At 71.5% G+C, this 13,755-nt stretch carries 12 protein-coding genes and 1 tRNA gene; 9 read left to right on the top strand and 4 right to left on the bottom strand.

What is annotated here, in order from left to right; all coding sequences use genetic code 11:
- Nucleotides 1-10 precede the first annotated feature (10 nt).
- From E0L36_RS10875 to E0L36_RS10855, 5 genes are all read left to right on the top strand, one after another.
- Nucleotides 11-2,323 carry a molybdopterin cofactor-binding domain-containing protein gene (locus E0L36_RS10875; RefSeq protein ID WP_180928822.1) on the top strand — a complete coding sequence of 771 codons (2,313 nt, stop codon included), beginning with the start codon at nt 11-13 and terminating at the stop codon, nt 2,321-2,323.
- A gap of 29 nt (nt 2,324-2,352) precedes the next feature.
- Nucleotides 2,353-2,829 (top strand): (2Fe-2S)-binding protein, encoded by a 477-nt coding sequence (locus tag E0L36_RS10870; protein ID WP_180928821.1) that lies wholly within the window; start codon nt 2,353-2,355, stop codon nt 2,827-2,829.
- 279 nt (nt 2,830-3,108) lie between these two features.
- Entirely contained in the window at nt 3,109-4,209 is a 1,101-nt protein-coding gene (locus E0L36_RS10865) for a hypothetical protein (protein ID WP_180928820.1), read from the top strand.
- The gene (locus E0L36_RS10860) at nt 4,206-4,685 is read left to right on the top strand and encodes a hypothetical protein (protein ID WP_180928819.1); all 480 of its coding nucleotides are present in this window, start codon (nt 4,206-4,208) and stop codon (nt 4,683-4,685) included. Before E0L36_RS10865 ends, E0L36_RS10860 begins: the two co-directional genes overlap by 4 nt.
- Nucleotides 4,675-5,571, top strand: a complete 897-nt coding sequence (locus tag E0L36_RS10855; protein ID WP_180928818.1) for a hypothetical protein — start codon at nt 4,675-4,677, stop codon at nt 5,569-5,571. The genes E0L36_RS10860 and E0L36_RS10855 overlap by 11 nt, the downstream gene beginning before the upstream one ends.
- Nucleotides 5,572-5,737: 166 nt before the next feature.
- On the opposite strand, the gene E0L36_RS10850 is transcribed toward E0L36_RS10855, so the two are convergent.
- Complete coding sequence (locus E0L36_RS10850; protein WP_180928817.1) at nt 5,738-6,004, bottom strand: hypothetical protein; 267 nt, start codon at nt 6,002-6,004, stop codon at nt 5,738-5,740.
- A 93-nt stretch (nt 6,005-6,097) separates the two neighbouring features.
- On the opposite strand from E0L36_RS10850, the gene E0L36_RS10845 reads away from it, so the two are divergent.
- The gene (locus tag E0L36_RS10845) at nt 6,098-6,700 is read left to right on the top strand and encodes a TetR/AcrR family transcriptional regulator (protein ID WP_180928816.1); all 603 of its coding nucleotides are present in this window, start codon (nt 6,098-6,100) and stop codon (nt 6,698-6,700) included.
- 61 nt (nt 6,701-6,761) lie between these two features.
- Nucleotides 6,762-8,003: an MFS transporter gene (locus tag E0L36_RS10840; RefSeq protein WP_258016138.1), complete on the top strand. Its 1,242-nt coding sequence runs from the start codon at nt 6,762-6,764 to the stop codon at nt 8,001-8,003.
- 106 nt (nt 8,004-8,109) lie between these two features.
- On the opposite strand, the gene E0L36_RS10835 is transcribed toward E0L36_RS10840, so the two are convergent.
- Nucleotides 8,110-8,520 (bottom strand): hypothetical protein, encoded by a 411-nt coding sequence (locus E0L36_RS10835; RefSeq protein WP_180928815.1) that lies wholly within the window; start codon nt 8,518-8,520, stop codon nt 8,110-8,112.
- Nucleotides 8,521-8,751: 231 nt separating this feature from the next.
- Nucleotides 8,752-9,033 carry a helix-turn-helix domain-containing protein gene (locus tag E0L36_RS10830; protein WP_308416722.1) on the bottom strand — a complete coding sequence of 94 codons (282 nt, stop codon included), beginning with the start codon at nt 9,031-9,033 and terminating at the stop codon, nt 8,752-8,754.
- 103 nt (nt 9,034-9,136) lie between these two features.
- Here E0L36_RS10830 and E0L36_RS10825 point away from each other — a divergent pair, with 103 nt between their 5' ends.
- The gene (locus E0L36_RS10825; RefSeq protein WP_180928814.1) at nt 9,137-9,679 is read left to right on the top strand and encodes a dihydrofolate reductase family protein; all 543 of its coding nucleotides are present in this window, start codon (nt 9,137-9,139) and stop codon (nt 9,677-9,679) included.
- A gap of 470 nt (nt 9,680-10,149) precedes the next feature.
- A tRNA-Arg gene (locus E0L36_RS10820) sits at nt 10,150-10,222 on the top strand.
- A gap of 425 nt (nt 10,223-10,647) precedes the next feature.
- On the opposite strand, the gene E0L36_RS10815 is transcribed toward E0L36_RS10820, so the two are convergent.
- Nucleotides 10,648-13,716 carry a pPIWI_RE module domain-containing protein gene (locus tag E0L36_RS10815; protein ID WP_180928813.1) on the bottom strand — a complete coding sequence of 1,023 codons (3,069 nt, stop codon included), beginning with the start codon at nt 13,714-13,716 and terminating at the stop codon, nt 10,648-10,650.
- Nucleotides 13,717-13,755: the final 39 nt, after the last annotated feature.

The raw sequence follows: 13,755 nt of genomic DNA, 5'->3' as shown, positions 1-13,755 counted from the left end.
GTGCGGGGAGATGACGGAAACGGAAGCCTCGGGAGACGATCGGGGCGACGGTGTCGGACGGCGGCGCTTCCTCGGATACCTGGTGGCCGCGCCCACGTTGGTGGCCGCCGCCGAGCTCTCCCCGGCGACCGCGACGACGGCGGCCGCGGACGCCCGGCTGCCCTCACCGGAGATCACCGAGGTCGCCGACCTCAACGACCTGATGACGCTGGCGGCGCTGCCGACGGCGAACCTGGTCCGGGTCGAGGTCAACCCGGACGGCACGGTCTCCTTCGCACTGCCGCGGGCCGAGGTGGGGCAGGGCATCACCACCTCGACGTCCATGCTGATCGCGGAGGAGCTGGGCGTCCCGCTGGAGCGGGTGCGCGTCACGCTGGCCGACGCCCGGCCGGAGCTGTTGTTCAACCAGCTCACCGGCGCCTCGAACACCACCATCTCCACGTACACCCCGGTGCGCGTCGCGGCCGCCCTCGCCCGGCACCGGCTCCTGGAGGTCGCCGCGAAGGAACTCGGGGGCTCCCCGGGCGAGTTGACGGTGAAGGACGGGGTGGTGACCGGCCGCTCCGGCCGCCGCGTCGACATCGGCGCGCTCGCCGGGAGGGCCGCGAGCGCCCGAACCCGGAAGGTGTCCGTGGAGTTGACGCCGCGCGCGGACTTCACCGTCATCGGCACCCCCCGCAACCGCATCGACGCCCTGGAGGCGGTCACCGGCCGCAAGAAGTTCGCGATGGACGTGGACGTCCCGGGCGCGAAACCGACGATGGTCTGCCGCCCACCCACCATCAACGGCGGGGTCGGTTCGGTGCGGAACCTCCCCGAGGTGCGGTCCATGGCGGGCGTCACCCACGTCGTGGAGATCTCCACCGGGGTCGCGGTGCGCGCGGAGACCTTCGGGCAGTGCGTCGACGCGGTACGCGCGCTCCGCGTGGACTGGGAACCCGGCACCGCCGAGGGGAAGTCCGACGAGACGGTGCTCCGCGAGCTGGAGAAGGCCGAGCTGCCGCTCGGGCCGAAACCGCCAACTCCCTTCGTGGAGGGCCGGTTCAGCTTCGCCTTCCGCAGCAACAGCGCGCTGGAACCCAACTGTGCGGTGGCGGACGTGCGTTCGGACCGCGCGGAGATCTGGGCCTCGCTCAAGTCCCCCATCGTGGCCCAGCAGTCCATCGCCGCGCGGCTCGGACTGCCCGAGCGGAGCGTCACCGTGCACGTCACGCAGGGCGGTGGCTCCTTCGGCCGCAAGCTGTTCTTCGACGCCGCGCTGGAGGCCGCCGAGGTCTCCCGGAAGGTGGGTGCGCCCGTCAGACTGATGTGGCACCGCGCCGACGACGCGCGCCAGGGCCGCACCCACCCCATGGCCACCTCGCGGGTGCGCATCGCCTACTCCGGTGACACCGTGCTGAGTTACCGGCAGCGGCACACCAGCGTCTCCACCGACCTCGGACACGGGCTCGGCGAGGTCGTCACCGCGCTGGCCGCCAGACTGCCGGTGGGCGACATCGGCTTCTCGGAGACGTTCTTCCAGCTCAGCCAGACGATGTCGTACGACTTCGGGGCGAACGACCGGCTGCTCACCGAGACCGACCGGGGCTTCAACACCGGCAGCATGCGCAACGTCTACTCGCCGGACGTCACCTGCGCCCGGGAGCTGATGGTCGACCGGCTCGCGGAGCGGACCGGCCGGGACCCCTACCGCCTCCGGCGCGACTTCCTGCGCGACGAGCGCTCCCGGGCGGTGCTGGAGAAGGCCGCGGAGGCCGGGGACTGGGGCCGCTCCATGTCCTCCGGCACGGCGCAGGGCATCGCCTTCCACGCGGAGTACAAAGCGTGCAGCGCCGCCCTGGTGGAGATCGACTGCCGCCCGGAGACCGTCAACCGGCCCATCCGGAACGGGGTGACCGGTCCGCGCGTCACCAGGGTCGTCTTCGTCGTCGACGTGGGCCTCGCCGTCAACCCGCGCGGGCTGGAGGCCCAGATGATGGGCTGCGTCATGGACGGCATCGCGCTCACCCTGACCTCCAGCCTCCACCTGCGCGACGGACACTTCCTGGAGGCGAGCTGGGACAACTACTTCTACACCCGGCAGTGGAACACCCCGCCCGAGCTGCGCGTCATCGTCATGCCCAGCACGTCCGAAGAGCCGGGCGGCGCCGGGGAGTTGGGGGTCGCCGCCGCGATGGCGGCGGTCGCCTGCGCCTACGGCCGGGCCACCGGGACGATGCCCACCCACTTCCCCGTCAACCACGACACGCTCGCCTTCGAGCCCAAGCCCACCGTGCCGCCCATCCCCGCCTCGCCCACCGACGGGCTGAACCACGCCCGCTGAGGCGGCAGCCAAAGCAAGGAGAGACCCCGATGGCTGAGCACCGCTTCCGCGTCAACGGCGAGGAGGTCACCGTCGACGTCGCCGAGGACGTCCGGCTGCTGTGGGTGCTGCGCGACGTGCTCGGCATCACCGGACCGAAGTACGGCTGCGGCATCAACGTCTGCAAGGCGTGCACCAGCCACCTCAACGGCAGGGCGGTCAACCCCTGCGCCGTCCCCGTGGGCGACCTCCGGCCGACCGACGAGGTCACCACCATCGAGGGGCTCGCCGACACCGTCGACGAGGAGCTGCATCCCATGCAGCGGGCCTGGATCGACCACGACGTCGTCCAGTGCGGCTACTGCCAGCCCGGCCAGATCATGGCGGCCGTGGCGCTGGTCCGGCGGGCCTCCGACGAGGGCCGCGAGATCACCGACGCCGACCTCGACGGCCTCCGCAACATCTGCCGCTGCGGCACCTACTCGCGGATCCGCGACGCCATCCGGTCGGGCGCCGAGGCCATGTGAGCACCCCTCCCCCACGGCGAACCGCCACCGTGGAGCGGCCGCCTCGCCCGGCCGCCCCAACACGGCCCTCCGCCCCGCCCGTTGGGGTAGGGCGGGGCGCCCTCCGGCTGGCCACGCGAGCCCGGTTCCCCGTGGTACGCGCTCTGTGATCGCGGGAACACCCGTGCGACACTCCTGGACATCGGACGAGCACCCACACCCCGTGGGACGGCGCGCGGCCCCGCCGACGGCGGCGGAGACGTCGCGAGTGCTCCACTCCCCCGCGAAAGGACGACGCTCGTGGATACCTGGGTGGTGACCGGCCTCGGCGCGGCGTACGTCCTGACGGTCATGGCGTTCATCCTCGTCCGCCGGGCCCAGGGCTCGACCCGCGAACCCCTCCCCACCCTGGACCGCGTCCCGCGCACCGCCACCGTGGTCGGCGGGCGGGCGGTGCCCCGGAGGCGGGCGGGTTCCGGATCCGGTGACCTCGGCGAACCCGGCGACCTCGGGATGGTCGAGGTCGAGTACACCGACGGCGCGGGGGCCGCCCGGCGGGAGTACCTGGCCGACCTGTTCACCGGACCGGCGCGGGAGCGCCTCACCCTCGGGTCGACCTGGCGGGTCCTCGGCTTCGCGAAACCCCGGGGACGCTGTCTGCTGGCGGAGGAGCACGACGCCCTGCCCCGGTCCGGATACGACCTCGACGGACTCCGAGTCCGGTCCGAGCGGCAGGAGTTCGCGCCACGGACGGGATCCCCGGTCCTCGGGGTGATGTCCTTCGCGAACGACGCGACCCGCGGGATCCAGCCGGTGCGCGGGGCGCGGACGTCGTGGCCCGGCGACCCCGCGTCCGCGTGGGAGGAGGCGCGCGGGGCGGCCCCGCTGGAGCGCCCCCGCCCGGTGCCGCCACTCGCTGACGTACCGCGCCCCGACGACTCCCTCCCCGCCGCCTCGTCCTCGGACCGGCGCCGTGAACCGGAGGTCCCGGAGGCGGCGTCGCCCGTCCTGTGCGAGGTGTACGCCTCCCCACTCACCATCCCCGGCGGGGACTCCGAGAGCACGACGAGGATCCTCGTCGACGTTCGGACGCCCGACGAGCGGGCGGCGCGCGTCGCCGAAGCGCTCCGGATCTGGGCCGGACGGCCGGGAGCGACCGACGCGTGGGGGCAGGAGCCGGGGTGGCTGATGTACCGGGCGCTGACCTCCGCCGAGCTGTTCGGGGAGGACGCCGCGGGCGCCTTCCTCGCGCGCGACTGCCCCGCGAAGCCCGGCGGTTGGCTCCTCGTCACCCCGAGCCCGAGCTGGGAGCCGGAGTACCCGGACGCGCCCTACCGGCGCGCCGGCCTCACGCGCGTCGCGCTCCCGAAGGGCCGCACCCGGGGAAGGGCGGTGCGATGAGCTGGGAGATCTGGGCGTACCTGCTGCTCGGCGCGATCCTGTCGAGCACCCTCGCCACGGTGGTCCGGCTGCGGCGGGCGACCGCGAAGCCTCTCCCCGCGCTCGACCGCACGCCACGCACCGCGACGGTGACGCACCTCGACGACGGCGACGGCACCGGGACACCCGTCGTCTGGTGCGCGTACCACGACGCCGAGGGGAACCGGCGCACGGCGGGTCTGGCGGACCTGGTCGAGGAGTCCTGGCGGGACCGGTTCACACCGGGCAGCCGGTGGGAGGTCCACGCCTTCCGCGAGCCGAGCACCCGCGTGTTCCTGACCGAGGCACACGAGGAGGTCGTGCGGCTCGGGTACAACCTGGACGGGGTCCGCCTCGGTGGTGAGTCCGGGCCGGTGCCGGTCGGCCCGGGATCGCCGTTCCTGCACGGGAAGTGGCGGTTCGCCAACGACGCGGCGGGTGAGCGCGATGCCCGCTGACCGCCTGGACACCGCGCCCCTCGTGCCGCGTCCCACGGGGCCGGACTGGCGGGACTTCAAACGGGCCGCCCGCGCTGGTGACCACGGGAGCGACCTGGCCGTGCCGGGCTCGCACCGGTACCGGTACGCGATCCTGACGGTGCTCCTCCTCCTCGGACTGCCAGCCGTCCCCGCCGGGCTGCTGCTGACGGAGGGGGTCACCCTGCTGAGCGTATCCATGTCGGCGCTGTGGACCGGCGGCATCCTCCTCACGGCGCTGGTCGCCCTGGGAGTGCGGCGCCTGGATCACTGGGGGCCGAAGACCCGCGAACGGTACCGGCTCACGCGGTTCGCCCACGCGAACGGTCTGGACTACGAGCCGACCCCGGACGTGCCGCGTCCCGCGGCGGACCTGTTCGACTCCGCCTCACCCACCCGCGCGCACCTCGACCGCCTCACCGCCCCGGGCCCCGGCGGGTTCCTCGTCGCCAACTACCGGGAGGAACGCGACTGGGAGGGCGCCGAGTCGTACTGGTCCGAGGCGGGCTACGCCGTCTTCCGGCTCCGGGAGACGCTTCCGCACTTCTTCGCCGCGCGGCACACCGCGGCCCCTCCACGCCGCCTGCGCTCGGTCACCCCGACCGACGGCGCGGACGGCTACCGAGTCTGGTGCGCGAACCCCGGCCACCCACCGCTCGCCCGGCTCCTCGACGAGACCCGCCTCCTCGGTCACGTCTCCCGCCTCGGCGGCACTACGCAGGTCGAGATCGTCGGTGACCAGCTCTTCCTCGTCCACCGCGGCGGATTCTGGCCGCTCGCCTCACCCGCGTTCTGGGCGGCGACCGACGCGACAGCCGAAGCCCTCTCCCCGTTCCTCGCGCCACCCACGGAACGCCCCGACGGCTGACCCCGTCGCACGGCGAACCCCGGCGCGGCGCGCGGCCGACGGGTGCCGAGAGCGTCGGGACCGGAGCGGCTCACGGTGCCGGAAGCCGCGGCGGCGGGTCCGGCCCCGGCCCGGCGAGACCGCGCCACACCGGGCCCGAGTTCCCATCCCGTCCGGACCCGGGACGTCACGTCCGGCTCCACCGCAGCAGGACCGATCCGGGACCGGCCGCCCGGGTCTCGTCGGCCGCCTCACGCGGGCGGTCGTGCACGCTGATCGCTCCGGGCCCACGGAGGACGGTGCCCAGGTCGTGGCCGATCCGGACCACGTCCTCGTGCTCGGCGGCGAGCAGTACCCGGTCCCGGGGCGGCCCGTCGAACACGCGCACCCGCCAGCGCGTGCCGGTCGCGAAGCGGTCGAGCTCCTGCTCCGCGACCACGTCGGCCAGCAGCACGGGGCCGTCCCCCGCGACGGCGTCGAGCGACAGCTCGACGACCCCGGGAGCAGTTTTGTACTCCCAAATACATAACGTGATAGCGTGGCCGCCATGGGACGACCACGCACGTTCGACGAGACCGCGGTACTCGACGCCGCCGCCGGTGAGTTCCGGGTGCACGGCTTCGCCGACACCTCCACCGAGCGGCTCTGCGAGGCGGCGGGCGTCCGGCGCAGCAGCCTGTACAACGCGTTCACCTCGAAGGACGACCTGTTCGCGCGCGCCCTGGAGCGCTACGTCGAGGCGGTCCGCGAGCGCCAGACGGCCCTCCTGGAAGACGACGCGCTCAGCGGCGCGGACCGGCTGCGCGCGCTGGTCGACGTCGTGATCGGCGAGGAGGAGGTCGCCGCCCGCGACGGCCACGCCGCCGGATGCATGGTCGTGCAGAGCCTCATGAGCCCGGACCTGCGCGAGCGGGACGACCGCGTCGCCCGCCTCCTCGACCACGACCTGCGCGCCCGGACCGCCCTGCTGGCGGGGGTCATCCGCGCGGGCCGGATCGACGGCTCCATCGCGGACGGCATGGACGCCGAGAACGGGGCCGTCCTCGTCAACACCGTCATCTCGGGCCTGCGCGTCACCGCCCAGACCGGCATGGATCCCGAGAGGCTCCGGCGGATCGCCCTGGCCGGGCTGAGCGCCCTCCTGGACTGATCAACACCCGAGACCCGGGCGGGTTTTCGCGCGCCCTGATTTTGGATTCTCAATCACAGAAATGGACACCATGACCTCCCCGACCACCCACACCTCTTCCCCGGCGGTCCCGCTGGCCGTCTACGTCCTCGCCGCGGGCATCCTCGCGATGACGACCAGCGAGTTCGCCGTCGCGGGTCTCATGCCCCAGCTCGCCGAGGGACTCGGCACCGGGATCGAGCAGATCGGCTACCTCGTCACGGTCTTCGCCGTGGCGATGACGGTCGGCGGTCCAGCCCTGACCGTCGCCCTGCTACGGGTTCCGCCGAAGACCGCGCTGCTCACGATCTTCGCGGTCTTCCTCGTCGGCAACGTCATCGCCGCACTGGCGTCCTCGTACCCGGTCATGGTGGTCGCCCGGATCATCAGCGGCGTCGCCTCCCAGGCGTTCTTCGGTATCGGCGTGTCACTCAGCGCACGCCTCGTGGACGAGCGCGTACGGGGCCGCGCTAGCGGGGTCGCGATGAGCGGGCTGATGCTCGGAACCCTGCTCGGGCTGCCACTGGCAACCTTCGTCGGCGGACGCTTCGGCTGGCAGGCCGCCTTCTGGGCGATCTCGGGGCTCACCCTGCTCGCGGCCGCCCTGACCATCAGGTACGTCCGGAACCCGGCCGCCTCGGCGGCGCCCGAAGCGGCGCGGCCCTCCATACGGGAGGAACTCGCGGTACTGCGCCGCCCCCAGTTCGTCCTGGCCCTCGTCTCCAGCACCCTGATCATCGGGGCCACGTTCTCGGCGTTCAGCTTCCTCACGCCGGTCCTCACCGGGATCACCGGGTTCTCCCAGAACCTCGTCCCGCTGCTCCTGCTCGCCTACGGCGCCGCGACGCTCGTCGGCAACACCATCGTCGCCCGCCTCGCCGACCGGCACACCATCTCCACCCTGCTGACCGGCACGGGGCTCAACGCGGTCTTCCTGACCGGGTTCGCGCTCTTCACCGACGTCCCGCCGCTGGCCCTGGCCTTCGTCCTCGGCATCGGCCTGGCCGGGGTGACCATGAACCCGGCCATGGCGGTGCGTGTCCAACGCGCGGGCAGCACGGCGCCGTTGGTCAACACGATCCACGCGTCGTTCATCACCCTCGGCGTCATCCTCGGCTCGGCGATCGGGTCGGCCCTGATTCCGGCGCACGGCCTCCGCGCCCCGATGGTCCTCGGCGTCGTGCTGGCCGTCCTCGCCCTGCTGACGATCCTCCCCGCGCTCACCAGCCGGTACCTGCGCGACGGCAGCCGCCCCGACACCGAGCCAGCCCGCGCCACCGTCTGACCGACGACAGCCGCCCCACGCCGGAAACCCGCGACCTCAGACGTTGAAGCGGAACTCGACCACGTTCAGGCGGAGAGAACCATCCGCACCGACGTGCGGAGGTACGTCAGCGTTCGAGCGGCACGAGCGCCGTGACGGCGTCGTCCGGCGGGAGCAGAAGGTGGGCGATGCGCGAGCGCTCGTCGTCCCCCTCTTCGTCTTCGTAGAGGTCGGTGAGCAGGTCCCGCACCAGCTCGGCGAACGTGTCAAAGACCGCGTACGGCTCGTCGCTCTCGGCGGACCACACGATGAACCTGCCGTGCCCGGCGAAGGCGTGCGTCGTGTCGCAGGACCACAGTGGTACGAGGTCCTCAGCCGTACCGCTCATCACGGCTTCGGCCGTCTCCGTCCACACGGCCTCCGCGCGGTGGAACAGCGCCGGGCTGACTGCCTCGCCCCCCTCCGTCGCGATGCGCGAGACGACATCCGGGAGGCCACGATCCCGGATCCGCGCGACGAGATCCGCGTTCGACGTCATCTCCCTCTCCTCTCGTGGCGTTGCACCCGCGTCCGGCTACCGGCCCAACTGAGCGGTCACATCCTGTCAGTCTCCGGCGTCCTGAGGTCCACCTTCGCCCATGCGGCGATCGATCGGGGCCGCGGGTGTTCTCGCACGACCATCCCGCTGCCGGTCGGCACGCGGCCCGATCACGTGCGGCAGGTCGAGGACCGAGCAGCGCCGCGCGACGAGCCGCGGAAGTCGCAGCCGTCACGCGACTGCTCGCGTCAAGGAGTGGCGTAACGGGCCGTGATGGTCCGAGCCGCGCCCTCGACGACCGTTTCCTGCTCGGCGTCGGTGATCGACCAGGTACCCGTGCACGAGGCGGGGCCAAGACCGACGACGGGACACGCCCGCCTGCTGAGCGATGCGGGCCAGCGGTGTGCGGTCGTATCCGGACTCCAGGAACAGCCGGGCGGCCCGGCGAGGATCGTCTCGCGGTTCGTCTCGGCCACCGCACGGTGGTACCCGGAGCGTCCGCGCGTCATCCACCCAACCTCCCGTAGTGGCAGGCCACTTGACTCACCTTTCTCCTCCACGGGCATGATGCCGGAGGCGAGTCGACTGACTCACCTCTTCGGCCGAGGAGCACGCGATGACCACGGTGATCGTCCACGCGACCATCACGCTGGACGGGTTCCTGGCGGAAGCGGACGGCGGGGTCGACTGGATGTTCGGCCGCCCCTCCGCTCCCGAGGATGACGCCGTCGTCCAGCAGGTCACGAGCAGGGTCGGTGCCGTGGTCGGAGGAGCGAACAGGACCCAGACCATCGAGGACGGCGAGATCCCCTACGGCGGCCTCCTGAACGTGCCGGTCTACCTCTTGACCCACATCCCTCATGAGCCGATCGAGCACGACGGCGTCACGTACACCTTCGTGGTCGACGACATCGCGGAGGCCGTCGAGCGAGCCGCGCGGGCGGCCGGTGACCGATGGGTCAGCCTGCTCGGCGGAAGCATCGCGAGGCAGTGCCTCCGGCTCGGCCTCGTCGACGAACTCCACCTCGATGTTGCCCCGGTCCTGCTCGGCGACGGCATCTCGCTGTTCGCGGGCCTGGGGCAGCGCGTCGAGCTGGAACGTCTCGACACGTCAGCCTTCGCGAGCGAGACCCACCTCCGCTACCGCGTGCTCCGCTAGCCAGCGGCCACCCTCCCCACGGGCACCAGACCAGCCGACACCGACCCCACGCGTACTACACGTTGAAGCGGAACTCCACCACGAGGCTCTGACCTGCGGAAATTCCTGAGCATCCAGCACCTATCCAGCACGGGCGCCGCAAACTAGCTCGAGAAAACCCAAGGTCACCAAATGTACCCGACGGTGCCCGCACATGTACGAAGTCTGCAAGCCTTCCACGCAGGCCAGATCAGGCTCATGAGACAGCGACAGCATGTCGCTCCCGTCTTGCGTCATCGCCCTGATCCACGCCGGGTGATGCAGCGCATGCGCTCGCGGTCGCCTAGGAGGCCGACGTCAACTCCGGGGCTCAGCCCGAGATCCAAACTGTTACATCCGGACCTCCGGACCCGCGCCAGCGTCCCAGAGATTCCACGTATGCCCCACGGCCGCTCGGACACCATCAAGAGCTTCTGCACTCTCGCAGGTAAGCCTGCCCAGTTAAGTGGACAGAGCAGGCGCCTTCTAAGCGCTTGGCCGCAGGTTCGAGTCCTGCCGGGGGCGCACGTTTATGCAGGTCAGAGGCCAATTCGAGCCCTCCGCAAGACCACTTGCGGAGGGCCTTTTCGTTGCCTTGGAGGGCACTTTGCCCCGTTTTCCACCCTCGTCTTAAGCTCCCCGTCCCACATACGCCCCCAGTTCGGGAGACATCTCATGGTCTGCCTCCAGCCGCGAGAGAGTCATACCTGGTCAGAGCCATTCTGACGGCCCATCGGGCACACACAGAACGGGCGCCAAAGCGGCTGCTGGCTCAAGCTGCTCCACGCGTGTCGTCGCAACGCCGCTCACGTAGATTGGATCTCGGTGCCAACCACCCGACGTGGTGCCGCCACCGGACCACGCAGGTCGCGGAGCCAGCGGCTGTGCATCGATCGCTGACCTGGAGAACCGCTTCGTCCCATAGCCCAGCACCCCGCCGCAGAGGAGCCTCACCCCTCGTCGTCTCCCTCTTCGGGTTCCGTGGCCAGCCCTGCCGCGTCCACGAGGTCCGGGTCCGAATCGTTGTCCGTCGTGCTCCCCTGGTCCTGCTCCACAGTGGACCCCGCCGTCGCTCCTGCTGAACTCCCATCACCCTCCACGAGCATCGGGAGGACGTATGCCTGGGCCAGTCCCGCCAGGTGAAGCGGCAGCGGTAGGGACAGCGCCGCCGCATAGTCCGGTGCCTGGCGCAGTTGGTGTACGGCGAGTGCCAGAGCCTCGGCCTCGTCCGGCTTTCCCAGGGCAAGGGCGCCCGGGTCGTCGTCTGCGTGACAGCCGAGTACCGCGATCTCGAGCAAGATCGGATTCCACGCACTGGTGCCCGCCTGCGAGGTCAGGTTGCCTGCGGCGTTGACCCTGGTGGCCAGGCGGTCGAGGGCGGGCGACACGGCGTGGGTACCCGGGCGTTCCGTGGTGCTGTAGAAGATCCGGTCCCTTGATGAGGCCCCGCCCTGCGACGGGATGGTCTGGGCCCAGAAGCCGGCCGGCTGGCCGTGCGGCTTACCGGGTTCCGCCAGGCCCCACCACTGCGCGGCCTCCCGCCCGCCGCACCCTCGGACGCGCACAAGGCGGAGTTCATCGTCGAGCCGGCCCGCAGGGGCGTGGCCCGTCCGGATCAGATCCCGCTCGATCCGGCCGTCCTGCAGCCATGGCCAGTGCAGTCTGCTGTTCTGTGCGTGAGTGATCAGCGCGGTGGGCTGGCCGCGGAGCGAGTGCAGTACGCGCTGGAGGAATGCCGCGGTCTCCTTGCGCTGCTGGGCGAGGTTGGTGCGCCACTGCTTGCCGGTCACGCGGGGGGCACTCGATTGCGGGCCGCCGCCTTGCGGGTCGGGCTCCGCGCATGCCTCGGGATCGATCTCGGCCTGTTTCACCAGGCCGAGGAGGAAACGCGGATACGGCACCCACTCTCCCGCGGCGTCGTCCCAGCCTCGTACGGCAGCCTGACCCGTCGCGTGCGGCAGCGGCGTGGCCAGGACGGCTACGGGCAGGTGCTTGGGCAGCCGGGTCGGACCGTCCTTGCGGCGCTTCACCATCCAGACGGCGGCGTACTGAAGACCATCGGGCAGGTCGTCGCCGAGGGTGTGCTGCGGCAGCACACGGACGCCGAGCTGCCGCAGCCCGTCGAGCCAGGAGCTGTGTGTGCGATGCCCGATGCTGTCCGCGTTGTCAATCTGGCGGTCAGTGGATGGAGTCACAACGAACTGGGTCAGTACGCCTGCGTCGGCGCACCCCAGCCGAACGGCGAATTTGGGGTCGGTCATCGACGGGCGGAAGGTGCTGCGGTGGGCGATCTCCACCAGGGCGAGTTCAGGGCGGCCGGGGTCCGCGCCGTCCGCGAGCAGCCATGAGTCCAGGGCTCTGCGGCGTTCGACGATGGCCGTCGAGAGGGCCGCTCCCTTGCCTTTGACGGCCGCGTCGGGCACCAGCCGGTCTCCGAGTCCGTCGGCCAGGGTCAGGCACCGCAGCCGCAGGGTGAGTTCCTCCGTCTGCCATTCGAGGACGACCGGCGCCCCGGGCCGGGCTTCGTCGAAGTCCCGGTCCGTGATCGCGGCTGCGGAGGCGCCGCCGTCACCGTCAAGACCCAGGGCGTGCGCGAACTGGGCCACTGCCTCCTTGCGTACCTCTGGTGACTGCCACAGCAACCGGACCTCCACCAGCGGTGGACCACTGTGGTGCGGAGCCGAGCCGGCGATCCGTGCCTGCGCCGCGAGGTTCGCCCTGCGCGCCTGGGTCTCGCGCAGCAGCTCGGTCTTCTTGGCCTCGTCGGTCCTCGGTTTGGGCCGCCGGTTCCCCGGTGCGCCGATGCCCTTGCCACGCCCCCGCTTCAGATCGGGTACCCGCACCACGGGCTCCGGAAGGGCCTGTTCGGCCCATTCGGTCAGCTGGGCGCGCTGGTTGGGCATGAAGCCGGTGCCGATCTCGTGCTTTCCCATCCGGGTGCTGTGCACCACTGCGGCGCGGACCCCTCCACCCTCGCCGATCCAGGAGCCCGGTTCGGCGAGGAGTTGTTCGGGGTCGGGGAAATTGCCGGCGAGGCTGAGTCCGCGCAGGATGCCGGCCGTGTCGTTCTCGGACCAGGCGAAGGTGTCCGCTGCCCGGTCCCGGCGCAGTCGGGCGAGTGCGTAGCGCTCGGTGGCCGGTGCTCCGGGGAGCCAAGGGATGGTGGGCCTCAAGTAGACCGTGGTGGCTTCCCGATAGGAGAGGTTGAGGCGTTTGGTGGTGGCCCGCGGATGCGTCGCCCACCGCCGTACGCCCCAGTGCAGATGCAAACGCGGCCTGGCATCGAACGGCGCGGTGTGTAGGGAGATGTTGAGTACGACGGAGAACCACCACTCCTTGCGCTTCACCGTCCGGCACAGGGGCTGCGACATGAGCTCGGCCCCCTGGTCGCGAGGCCCACGAGGTACAGCCCGAAAGCGCAGTTCCCCACCTTCGAAGCGGTAGGGATCGAGGGACAGGATGCGGCGGGCCAACGCGTCGGTGGCGAGCTGAAACTGCTGGGGGTCAGGGGCGGCGGTCCCGCTGGGGGTGACGGGGCTGGTGAGCAGTCCGACGCCAGTGACCGGCTGCCACTCGGGCAGGTTCCGCTTGAGGTCGGCGCTGCTCGCGAGCAGCAGCGAACGGAACCCGGGGTCCTGCCCCGCGCCCTTGGGACCGAGTGTGCGCAGCCATGCGTCCAGGAGCTGCCGCAGGGAGCGCTCCGGGAGGGGATCGGTCGCCGAGGCCGGGACGTACATCCAGAAGTCCTCGGCGGTCGGAGGGCTCTGCTCGGGCCCCGGCTCGACGGGGACACGGGGGCGGGGGCGCACGATCACGTCGGGAGCGAGGGTCTGCAGGACGCCGTCGAGCCGACGCGTGGGCAGGGTCAGCTGCCTCTTCTCCTCGTCGCGCCCGTGGTTGTGCAGTTCGAGGAGGTCCGCATGCCAGTGTTCGGGAAAGGCGAGGGCGCGGTAGTTCTCGGTCCAAGGCTCGCTGCCCTCGGCGAGGTGGTACGCGGATCGGCGGATGTGCTGGTACATGTCCGTTCTCCCTGCGAGTCGTACGTGGTCGATGGCGCG

Origin of the sequence: Streptomyces sp. AJS327 (assembly GCF_013450295.1) — a bacterium.
Lineage (GTDB): Bacteria > Actinomycetota > Actinomycetes > Streptomycetales > Streptomycetaceae > Streptomyces.
The sequence above is the reverse complement of the archived record's forward strand: the minus strand, read 5'-3'. Positions and strand labels throughout refer to the sequence as shown.